The 463-nt window shown below is 71.9% G+C and carries 1 protein-coding gene; it reads right to left on the bottom strand.

From position 1 onward, the window contains the following. Nucleotides 1–463, bottom strand: a 463-nt coding sequence (locus AC6H42_RS12295; protein ID WP_497548156.1) for a type VI secretion system Vgr family protein, incomplete at both ends; no start/stop codon positions are given.

The following is a 463-nucleotide window of genomic DNA, read 5'->3' as shown; positions in this document are numbered from 1 at the left end:
GGGTGCCGAACTTTTCCACCGGCTTGGCGCTGTCGGCCTCGCGCGATCCGGCTTGCGCCTTGACCGCCTGCTGGCCGTTGACGGCGCCGGCGTGCTTGCCGCTTTGCTGGGGATCGACCTGGGTGATGAAGTCCTTGTGCGCGGCGGCGGCGTCCTTGCTGGTCAGCGCCTGTTGCGCGGTGGCGGCGTCGCCCAGCTGTTTGGCCAGTTCCTCGGCGGCCTTCAGCTGCGCCAGGGATTCGGCGCTGTCCATCTGGGTGGAGGCGATGCCGCTGCCTTGCGCGTTGCGCGCGCTGGTGGTGAGCAGCACGCCTTCGGCGCCGCGCACCACGGCCCAGGCGTCGGTGCGCAGTTCGAAACCTGCGCCGCGGTAGCTGCCGCGCTGGGCGGAGCCGGGCGCCTGCTGGATCAGGTAGCCGAGGTTGAGCTGGGTGGCGGCGCTGCTGCTGGCCAGGCGCGTGCG

The sequence above is a fragment of the Massilia sp. NBRC 108631 genome (assembly GCF_059704565.1).
Note: the sequence above shows the minus strand (reverse complement) of the source record. Positions and strands in the feature narration are given on the sequence as shown.